The organism is Winogradskya consettensis (assembly GCF_018332715.1).
Lineage (GTDB): Bacteria > Actinomycetota > Actinomycetes > Mycobacteriales > Micromonosporaceae > Actinoplanes > Actinoplanes consettensis.
The window spans coordinates 177,944-187,606 of sequence record NZ_BOQP01000050.1; the positions used below are offsets into that span (position 1 = coordinate 177,944).

Consider the following 9,663-nt stretch of genomic DNA (forward strand, 5'->3'; position numbering starts at 1 on the left):
ATGACCGCCCGACCACCGGCGCTCGTCCTGCTCGGCGGCTTCGCCGTCGCCTGGAACCAGCGCTATCTCAAGGCCTGCGCCGACCGTGGCCTGACCGTCCTGATCATCGACGCCGACGGCGGGCACGTCGCCGGGCTGCTGGACGACTGGCGCACCGGCGCCGAGTCCTCGACCTGCCCCGCCGAGGTCGAGCTGCTGAGCGCCGACGCCGTCACCGCCATCGTGGACCAGGTGGCGTCCTGGTCACCGCGCTACGACCTGCGCGGCGTGTGCGCGCTGCGTGAGGACTACGTCGTCGCCGCCGCGGCCGTCGCCGATCTGCTGGACCTGCCCGGACCGGGGCTACGGGCCTCGACGGTCTGCCGCGACAAATACCTGCAACGGCGCTATCTGGCCGCGTGGAGTCCCGCATCCGCGCTGGTCCCGCCCGGGCAACGGACGGCGGTGGCCGACGGCTGGACCGCGTACCCCCTGGTGATCAAACCGACCGGAAGGCTGGCCAGTTCGGGCGTGCTGCTCATCGAGGACGTGGCGACACTGCGGCAGAGCCTCGACGGGTACGACCCGGACGAGACCCTGCTGTTCGAGCAGCGGGCGCCGGGCCCGGAATTCTCGGTCGAGTCGCTGAGCCACCACGGTGACCTGCGTTATGCGGAGGTCACCGCCAAACGCACCACCGAGGACACCTCGGAATACTTCGTCGAGATGGGGCACAGCACCCCCGCACCGCTGAGCCCCGCGGACCGGCAGCGGCTGCTCGACACCCACGCGGAAGTCCTGCGGCGCCTCGCATTCGGCACCGGCATGGCCCACGCGGAGTACCGGATGACACCCGGCGGCGAGCCGATGATCATCGAGATCGCGGCGCGCCCGCCCGGTGACAGCATCCTGGCCCTGCACTGGCTCGCCACCGGGGCCGCGCTGGAGGACGCCTTCGTGGCCCTGGCCGTCGGCGAGGACGTGACCGTGCCGGCGCCGGACCGGCACGCCCGTCAGGTGTACGTGCCCTCGCCCACCGGAGTCCTCGCCGGCCTGCGGGTGGACCCCACCCTGGGCGTCGATGCGGACACGTTCGACCCCGCGCGACTCAAAGCCCAGCTGACCGGGCGCGGCTTTCAGGACCCGCCGACCGTACGGTGCGTAGTCGCTCTCAAAGCTCCCGGCACCTACCTCGGCGCGACCCGCGAGTCCTCGGACCGGGCCGCCATGTTCGTCATCGACGCGGCCACCGTCACCGGCCTCGACGAGCTCGAACGACGCTGCCGGGCCGGTATCTCGATCGAGGTGACGACGTGACCGGTACCGTGCCCACCTGGCCTGCCACCTCCGACCCGGATGCCGTCGTCGCCCTGCTCGAGCAGCGGGCGCCGCTGGTGGGATACGAACGGTGCCGCGCGCTGCACGACGAACTGGCCGAGGTCGCCGAGGGCCGGGCCGTCGTGGTGCAGGGCGGCGACTGCGCGGAGATGTTCACCGACATGTCGGCGGCGAGCACCCGCCGCAAGGCCGAGCAGCTCATCGCGCTGGGTGCCGCGCTCACCGCGTCGACCGGACGTCGCGCCGTCCACATCGGACGCATTGCCGGCCAGTTCGCCAAGCCGCGCTCACACGCCACCGAACCCGGGCCGGACGGAGAGCCGCTGCCGGTCTACCGGGGCGACGCCGTCAACGCGCTGACCCCGACGATCGAGTCACGCACCGCCGACCCCTGGCGGATGCTCACCGCGTACGACCTGGCGGCGGACGTGCTCGCGGCACTGCCCGGCGACGTGTACGCCAGCCACGAGATGCTGCTCGCCGACTACGAGCAACCGCTGATCCGGCACGACGCGGCGACCGGTGCCCGGTACGGCACATCCGGCCACCTGCTCTGGGCGGGACACCGGACCCGGGATCCGTACGGTCCGCAGATCTCGATGCTGGCCGGGATCGCCAACCCGGTCGCGGTCAAGCTCGGTCCCGGCCTGACCCCGGCGGATCTGGCCGTCCTCATCGACCGGCTCGATCCGGCGCGGACACCCGGCCGGCTCACCCTGATCGCCCGTTTCGGTGCCGATGACATCCGCCGCAAGCTGCCCGCACTGGCCGAGACGGTACGCCGCAGCGGCGCCCGCCCGGTATGGCTCAGCGACCCCATGCACGGCAACACCGTCCGCACGCGCGACGGCCGCAAGACCCGCGTCGTGGACGACATGGCCGACGAGGTGACCGGGTTCGCCGAGGTTCTGCTCGCCGCCGGGAGCCACCCCGGTGGGCTGCACCTGGAACTGTCGCCCGACGACGTGACCGAATGCGTCGCGACCCGCGCCGAGGTGGCCACGGCGGCCCTGCCTCGCTACCGCACCGCCTGCGATCCGCGACTCAACCCCGCACAGGCCCGGACCCTGCTCAGCGCGTACGCGGCCGCGGTGCCCGACGAGAGCGAGGAGATCGTCCATGCCTGACCCGTTGCGCACCTACGCCGCCACCGCCGTAATCGGCGACGAACACGTGACACCGCCGCCCGGCCTGCTGAGCGACTCGCTACGCACCCGGCTGCGGCGGCTGCGCACCGACGCGGACCTGCAGGAGTGGACGGCCGCCGCCAACGAGTGGGCGTGGTACGCCGACGCGCGGTACCGGGCCTGCGTCGAGCTGCGCCCGGCGACCGCGCCGATCCGGATCGGGGTGAAGGACACCGTGGCCGTCGCGGGCTTCCCCACCCGGCTCGGCCTTCGCCGGCACCGTCACTATCCGCACCGTACGGCGGCGGCGCTGGACCACCTCGGCGACGACCCGGGACTGCCCGCACAGGTCACCGCGAAGGTCGTCACCACCGAGGTGAACATCGGGGTCGGCTCCGGCTGCGGCAACCCGTACTTCCCCCACATCGACCCGGCCGGGTCGAGCACCGGCTCCGGGGTCGCGGTCGCCGCGGGCATCTGTGACCTGTCCCTGGCGACCGACGTGCTCGGCTCCACCCGCTGGCCGGCCGGCCGCTGCGGTGTGGTCGGCCTGCGCGCCACCCACGACCCGGCCACGCTGAACGGCATCTTCCCCTTGACCTCCACGATGGACGCGGTCGGCTGGATGGCCCGCACCCCTGACGACCTGGCACTGCTGTGGCCCCTGCTCGGCCTGCCACCCGCACCACCGCGGTACCGGCTGCGGATCGGCGTCGTCCAGGAGGTCCTCGACGACGACGTCGAACCGGAGATCCTCGCCGCCCTGCACCGCAGCGCCGACGCCCTGGCCGAGGCCGGTCACCAGGTCGGCCCCGCCCGGATCGGCCCGGCCTGGCTCTACCGGGCAGCGGCCTGGGAGATGTGCTCCCGGGAGGCCTGGGACGGATACCAGACCTGGCGCACCTGGATCGGCGACGACCTCACCGACTCGACGAGACTGGCCCTGGAATCCGGCCGCACCGTCAGCGACGGCCGCTTCGCCGAGATCCGCGCCGCCCAGCACCGCAGCCGAATCGAGGCAGCCGCCCAATTCGCCGACCACCAGATCGACGCCTGGCTGCTACCCCTGGACCCGGACCTCCCCCGCCCCGCCGACGCACCCCCGCCCGACAAGACCATCCCGACCGCCGACCAGAGCAGCTACGACCGGGACATCGGCTACACCCCAATAGCCAGCTTCCTCGGCCTACCGGCGATCACCCTCCCGGTCGCCCGCACCACCACCGACGCCCCGCTGGCCATGCAACTGGTCGGCCCCCGTCACACCGAGGCCACCCTGCTACGCCTCGCCCATGACCTCGCCGCCCGCACCGCAGACCTGGGCCTTGTCCCCCGCTGATCCACCGCGGCGGCCCCGCCCACGTGATCAATGCGTGACGGTTGCCTTCTTGATCACGGTACGCAGGGCCGGCGGGCCGTCCAGCGGCGCCGGGTCCTCCGGGGTCGGCGTCACACCGGCGGCTGCTACTCGATCCAGCGTGGTCAGGCCACGCGGAGCCACGCTGCCGAAAATGGTGTAGTTCGGCCGCAGCGCCGAGTTGCCATACACCAGGAAGAATTGACTGCCGTTGGTGTCCGGCCCAGCATTCGCCATGGCCAGCACCCCACGGGCGTAAACCTTGCGTTCCCCCGTGGGATCGGTCGGCGCCGGCGGCAGGCCGGTCGGCAACTCGTCGGCGTAGCGGTAACCGGGACCGCCCTCACCGGTTCCCGTCGGGTCACCGCACTGCAGCACGAGCAGGGTCGGGTACGTGGTCAGCCGGTGGCAGATCGTCCGGTCGTAGAAGCGTTGCCGGGTCAGGTGCACGAAGCTCTGCACGGTGCACGGGGCCTGCGCACGATCCAGCACGAGCGGGATAGGCCCCAGATTGGTACGCAGCAGCACCGTCACCGTCCCACGGCTGGGCGTGCGCCGGGGATCACGGGGCAGCGACACGGGACGGGCCGCGGGCTCGTCGGGTGTGGGCGTGTACGCGCACGGTCCCGCGGTGGGCCCGGTCGGGCCGGCGCCGTGCGCCGCGGCGGGCGCGGCACCGAAGCCCCCGGCAGCCAGCATCGAGACCAGGACGAACGCCAGACGTCGCTTCAGCATGATCCCGGTTTAATCGATCTATCTGAATACGTCAAGGTGGATCATCCGGCGGAATCGCTTCGATCTTTCTAAAACTCCGATCCAGCTGCATGGCCAGCCGGGCGGCCTCGCGCGCGACCTGGGTGCATTCGTTCTCGAGGGCGACGAAATCCGGATGGTCGGCAATCGCGGGACCGAGGTCGGCGGCGCAGCGATCCCCCCACAACGCCAGCTGTTCGGGTAGGCGTACGGGTCATACTGGCATCCGGCGACAACGACCGTGCGTCGCAGGCCGTGCTCTATCGAAGTGTCCTCGCCGACCGTCGCATTCTCGTCCTTCTGGACAACGCGTTCGACGCCGACCAGGTCCAGCGGCTCCCCCCGGTCGCAAAGGGGTGCCTGGTGATCATCACCAGCCGGACGCGACTGTCCTCGCTGAACACCACGACCGGGGCTCAGCTGCTGACCCTGGACACGCCGGATCAGGCTGAGGCGCGAAACGGCTTCATGAACCGGATCGGCCAGGACCGGGCCCGCAGCGAGAAGGCGGCATTAAATCAGGTCATCGTGCATGCCATCAGCTTTCACCAGATTCACGGGTAGACGCCCACCAACGGGTTGACAGTCATCTATTAGATGACGGACCGTCGAGGGATGCACACACACCGCTTCCGTGCATTTCTGGCCGTTCTGCTCTCCACCGGTGCGCTACTCCTGGTCACCGGCCGGGCCGCAGCGGCGGCGCCCTCCGCGCCCGCCAACCTCCACGTCAGCTCCGTCAGCCCCACGTCCGTGACCCTCGCCTGGACCGCTTCCACCGGCAATCCCGTCGACTACTCGGTCACCTACTTACCCGCCTTCGGCGACGTCGGCTACAGCCAGCGCGTCGGCAACGCCACCACCACAACGATCATGTCCGGCATCTACCCGAACAGTCAGATCCAATTCACCGTCCAGGCCATCGACACCGACGGCCACTCCTCAGCGGCGAGCAGCCCGCTCGTTGTGGTCACGCCGGCGAACACCAGCGGCGACATGACCGCACCGACAGCCCCCGGCAACCTCACCCTGACCGGCGTCGGACCGGCCGGCGCGCAGCTGACCTGGACGGCGTCCACCGACGACGTGGAGCTGACCGGCTACTACGTCTATCTGTTCGACGGCTGGTACGTGTCCCGGTATCTCGGCACCACGACCGGCACCTCCTTCACCGCGCCGATCCTGAGCACCCAGACCGGCATGGTCCGCTACTACGTACGCGCACGCGACACGGCCGGCAACTTGTCGATCGCCTCCAACCAGGTATCCCCGCCACCGGCCACACCGTGCAAGGTCGCCTACCGGACGACCAGCGACTGGCCGGGCGGTTTCGTGGCCGAGGTGAAGCTGACCAACACCGCGACCACACCGGTCAACGGCTGGTCCCTCGCCGTCTCCCTGGGCGGCGACCAGCACGTCACGTCGTCGTGGGCGGCGAAGTGGGTCCAGTCCGGCTCGACAGTGACGTTGACCAACGAGACCTGGAACGCGACTATCCAGCCCGGCGCCGACATCACGGTCGGCCTGATCGGCACCTACACGACGAGCAACGCCTCACCCACGACCGCCGCACTGGGCGGCACAGCCTGCAACCTCGCCTGATCCGCGGGGCATCCAGACCTGGAGCGCCTTCGCATCGACCCCCGAGCTCTCGCCCGATCGGCGTCCGTGGGCCGACCAGCGGGAACGGCCGAATCGAACTGGTGTCGCCGCGAGCCCTCTGAGGCTCGCGGCAGCCGGTATGAACGACGCACTCCCGCATGGTGCCGGCTCAGGATCGCCTCGACCTGCGACGAGGTGCCGGCGTTCGGTGGTGATGAGCCCCGACGGCAAACTGGCGTACGTCAACCACCTCACGGCGGCCACCATCACCATCATCGACACTGTCGGCATCGGCCAGAACCCCCAGGCCCTGGTGCCCGTCCCGCACGCCGCCCCGCCGGTCGAGCCCCGAACCTCGGCGAGCAAGCTCTGCACCAGCAGGGCCACAACGTACCCGCGACCCTGCCCGACGGCAGCCGCTCCCTCCAACTCGCCGCGTCGAACTGGTCTGTGTCGAGGGCCTGGGCACTCTGCTACACGCGGTACTGCGAACCGAACACCTGACGGCGCAGTCCTTGGGCTGCCGCGACTTGCGCCGGGTGGCGGGTCACCGCGGACTCGTACCGCGCAGAAAGGCTGTTCCGCATGTCCATCTGGACGTAAACCGGCGACCGAGGTTCACTGCCAGTGCGACGCGCCGAGTTCGTGGTCCTCACTACGCTTGAATGCGGGGAGCACCTCGTCCCAGCTCCAGCCCTTCATGCCGCGCGCAGACCAGGTGTCGTAGTCGAGCCGGTGGCCGTGGAACCAGGACTGGTAGTGGATCGATCCACCACCGCCGAGCAGCCGTCCGCCCGAGATCGGGATCTCCCGGCCGTCCAGATGCGGCTGCGGAGTGGTGGTGTAGCTCCAGTCGAGCGGACCGCGCAGCAGCTGGAAGACACCGTGCGGCGCGGAGATGTTCGGATCCGTGTCGGCCGGGCCGGCCTTGCTCGGCCGGGAGCAATGCTCGCGCGGGTGGAACCCGGATCAGCTCGGAAATTGCGACGCGCTACCGGCCGAGTGCGGAGTTCCGTGAGAGGCCGCCACGTGCACTGCGGTAGGCGCTCGGGCTCACGCCGTGGTGAGTTCGGAAGCTCCGCGAACTGACCGGCGCAAGCGCTGGAAGTGCTGCTGGCGGAGGCCGGCCCGGGAGTGGACACGCCACTGCTGAAGGTCGAGGTCCGGCAGCTGGGCGGCGCCCTGGCCGTCACTGCCCCGGATGCCGGAGCGGTCAGCGGTACGGCCGCCCGGTTCGCGCTCTTCACCGGAGCCGCGGGCGCCCCGGGAATGGCCGAAACTCTTCGCGCGCCACTGCACGCTCCGAACGAGACCTTCCAGCAATGGACCACGGGGCAACGTCAGGTCAACTTCCTCAGCCGGTACGACAGCGACGTCGCCACCGTACGCTCGGCCTACTCGTCCGAGTCCTGGAACGGCTACGTCACATCAAGCGCCGATACGATCCGCGCAATCTTTTCCGTGTCAACTACAACATCCCACCCGCCTAATCGGCACAAGAACACGATCCGCGCGGCCCGGGTCGCCGATCGGCCCGTCTGGCATGATGCGGGCGCGCCAGGCCCGTCGGTCACGGACTTGATAATCGTGCTGGAAGCATTCTTCGACGTTCCCGTGGCCGCGGGCGTCGGTGGTCAGGTGGTGTTTGAAGCCCGGCCGGCCGCGGTCTCCCGGACTCCGGCCGGTTTGGGGCTGCCCTTGAGCACCGGCACATCCGCGATATAGCGGGGATCGGCAGCGCTCTCTCAACACCTCGCGGCGGAGTTCAGCGGCGACGTGCTTCTTCACTCAATCGATCCACCATTGATGATGACGTCGAATGCCGCGTCGAGGATCTTCCGAGAATCGGCCGAGCGTAAGGCGAAGTCGATCGCGCCAAGTACCAGATGCGCGATGACCGCAGGTCGTGGATCCTCCAGTGGGACGCCGGTCTGTTCACGAATCGCCTCGGCGAGGACCTTCTCATGGCCCATCCACATCCTGTGCCAGTACTCCGCCAGATCGCGGTTACCGGCGACAAGGGCCATGAAGCTCCTGGTGTTCGGGTCGGTGGCGGCTGCAGCGTGCTCGATCCGGGTGTGGGCGTAGACACGCAGAGCATCGAGAATGCCAACACCGGGACCACGGCCGGCCACCGTTCGGACGAGCTGGGCCGAAATCTCACTCTCGCGATCGACAACCAGCGCTTCTTTCGTCGCGAAATGGTTGAGCAGCGTCGTAGGTGAGACGTCGGCGGCGGATGCGACGTCGCGCACGGTCACGTTCTCGTATCCCTTCTCCAGGAACATCTTGAGCGCGGTGTCTGAGATGTGGGCACGAGTAGCCGCTTTCTTGCGCTCCCGGCGTCCCGCCAGAGCCAGTTCAGCATCCACGGGCTGAGCGTACCGGCGGAGGATCCGAATTTCTATGGTACGGTACCAAACATGGTATCGTACCAATACGGTACTCCTGCAGAAGGAGTTCGATGGATACGGATGTCGTCATCGCAGGCGCTGGGCCTGCTGGATTGAGGCTCGCGACCGAGCTGGCCATCGCGGGCGTGAGGGCCAACGTGGTCGAGACTCTCGAAACACGCTCAGGGCAAAGCAAGGCGACGAACCTGCAGCCTCGTACCGCCGAGATCTTCGCGCTGCGGGCCCTGTTCGCGGGTGTCGATGACCAGTCGATCGGGCGGGTTGAGGGTGGGGGTCGCCGGAACTGGCAGCTGGCCAGATTCGAGCAGGATGACGACAGTGTCACGGTCTACGGTCCCGAACAACTGCGAGCGCGGTTCCTGATTGGATGCGACGGCGGACGCAGCACGGTACGCAAGCTGCTCGGCGTCGAATTCGATACGTGTGCTTGACCGCGCCCGGCGAAGACATGACCGGAGCGCTATGGAAGTGGTTCGAGACCGGCGCATGAGGCGTGCAGGCCATCAGCGGTCCGCCGGGGCGTCGGCCTGGCACGGCAGGAGGTCTCACCGGCAGAACGAGACCCATCAACAACCGATTTCACACCGCCACAACGAAAGGAGCATCGTGATGCGAGTTGCAGAAAATCTTGAGATGTTGGATGTGCGCCTGCAGGTGATGGGGGTTCAGCGGGTGGTCCACCCGACCCTCATGTGGGACGAGGAGAACGTCGTCCTTATCGATACCGGAGTACCAGGCAGCCTGGAATCGATCAGGCACCAGGCCGAGGCCGCCGATGCACCGTTCGAAAGCCTGAATAACATCGTGCTCACGCAACAGGACATCGATCACATCTCGGGTGCGGCAGAGCTTCTTGCCGGGTATCCCGGCGTTGCTGTACACGCCCATGAGAAGGATGCGCACCACATCCGGGGTGAGAAAAAGCTGAGCCGGCTGACCGACGCGTTCATGGATCGCATTTCCGACCGCCCCGAAGAGGAACAGGCCGCGATCCTGCGGATGTTCGACAACGCCGTCACACCGGTCGACCGAGTCCTGCACGATGGTGACCAACTTGCGTTCTGTGGCGGAGGGGGCTTGCCCCCGGAATTTG

At 68.8% G+C, this 9,663-nt stretch carries 11 protein-coding genes; 8 read left to right on the forward strand and 3 right to left on the reverse strand.

Going from position 1 to position 9,663, the window contains the following annotated elements:
• The 3 genes from Aco04nite_RS40080 to Aco04nite_RS40090 are packed head-to-tail and all read left to right on the forward strand — an operon-like array spanning nt 1 to nt 3,783.
• Nucleotides 1–1,296, forward strand: coding sequence for an ATP-grasp domain-containing protein (locus tag Aco04nite_RS40080; protein ID WP_213002461.1), 1,296 nt, complete (start codon nt 1–3; stop codon nt 1,294–1,296).
• The gene (locus tag Aco04nite_RS40085) at nt 1,293–2,444 is read left to right on the forward strand and encodes a 3-deoxy-7-phosphoheptulonate synthase (protein ID WP_213002462.1); all 1,152 of its coding nucleotides are present in this window, start codon (nt 1,293–1,295) and stop codon (nt 2,442–2,444) included. Before Aco04nite_RS40080 ends, Aco04nite_RS40085 begins: the two co-directional genes overlap by 4 nt.
• Nucleotides 2,437–3,783: an amidase family protein gene (locus tag Aco04nite_RS40090; RefSeq protein ID WP_213002463.1), complete on the forward strand. Its 1,347-nt coding sequence runs from the start codon at nt 2,437–2,439 to the stop codon at nt 3,781–3,783. Before Aco04nite_RS40085 ends, Aco04nite_RS40090 begins: the two co-directional genes overlap by 8 nt.
• Before the next feature lie 27 nt (nt 3,784–3,810).
• Here the strand turns inward: Aco04nite_RS40090 and Aco04nite_RS40095 are convergent, their stop codons facing one another.
• Nucleotides 3,811–4,536 carry a peptidylprolyl isomerase gene (locus Aco04nite_RS40095; protein ID WP_213002464.1) on the reverse strand — a complete coding sequence of 242 codons (726 nt, stop codon included), beginning with the start codon at nt 4,534–4,536 and terminating at the stop codon, nt 3,811–3,813.
• A gap of 381 nt (nt 4,537–4,917) precedes the next feature.
• Here Aco04nite_RS40095 and Aco04nite_RS40100 point away from each other — a divergent pair, with 381 nt between their 5' ends.
• Nucleotides 4,918–5,118, forward strand: coding sequence for a hypothetical protein (locus tag Aco04nite_RS40100; RefSeq protein ID WP_213002465.1), 201 nt, complete (start codon nt 4,918–4,920; stop codon nt 5,116–5,118).
• A gap of 51 nt (nt 5,119–5,169) precedes the next feature.
• The gene (locus tag Aco04nite_RS40105) at nt 5,170–6,156 is read left to right on the forward strand and encodes a cellulose binding domain-containing protein (protein WP_213002466.1); all 987 of its coding nucleotides are present in this window, start codon (nt 5,170–5,172) and stop codon (nt 6,154–6,156) included.
• Between the two features lie 618 nt (nt 6,157–6,774).
• Here Aco04nite_RS40105 and Aco04nite_RS50125 read toward each other — a convergent pair.
• The gene (locus Aco04nite_RS50125; RefSeq protein ID WP_213002478.1) at nt 6,775–7,056 is read right to left on the reverse strand and encodes a GMC family oxidoreductase N-terminal domain-containing protein; all 282 of its coding nucleotides are present in this window, start codon (nt 7,054–7,056) and stop codon (nt 6,775–6,777) included.
• A gap of 422 nt (nt 7,057–7,478) precedes the next feature.
• On the opposite strand from Aco04nite_RS50125, the gene Aco04nite_RS40115 reads away from it, so the two are divergent.
• A complete protein-coding gene (locus Aco04nite_RS40115; RefSeq protein WP_244876652.1) occupies nt 7,479–7,646 on the forward strand; it encodes a BBE domain-containing protein in 168 nt (55 codons plus the stop codon).
• 294 nt (nt 7,647–7,940) lie between these two features.
• On the opposite strand, the gene Aco04nite_RS40120 is transcribed toward Aco04nite_RS40115, so the two are convergent.
• Complete coding sequence (locus Aco04nite_RS40120; protein WP_213002467.1) at nt 7,941–8,528, reverse strand: TetR/AcrR family transcriptional regulator; 588 nt, start codon at nt 8,526–8,528, stop codon at nt 7,941–7,943.
• Between the two features lie 92 nt (nt 8,529–8,620).
• Here Aco04nite_RS40120 and Aco04nite_RS40125 point away from each other — a divergent pair, with 92 nt between their 5' ends.
• Together Aco04nite_RS40125 and Aco04nite_RS40130 are read left to right on the forward strand one after the other, a co-directional pair.
• Nucleotides 8,621–9,001, forward strand: a complete 381-nt coding sequence (locus tag Aco04nite_RS40125) for an FAD-dependent monooxygenase (protein ID WP_213002468.1) — start codon at nt 8,621–8,623, stop codon at nt 8,999–9,001.
• 178 nt (nt 9,002–9,179) lie between these two features.
• The coding region (locus Aco04nite_RS40130; protein WP_213002469.1) for an MBL fold metallo-hydrolase at nt 9,180–9,663 on the forward strand (484 nt) is incomplete at its 3' end.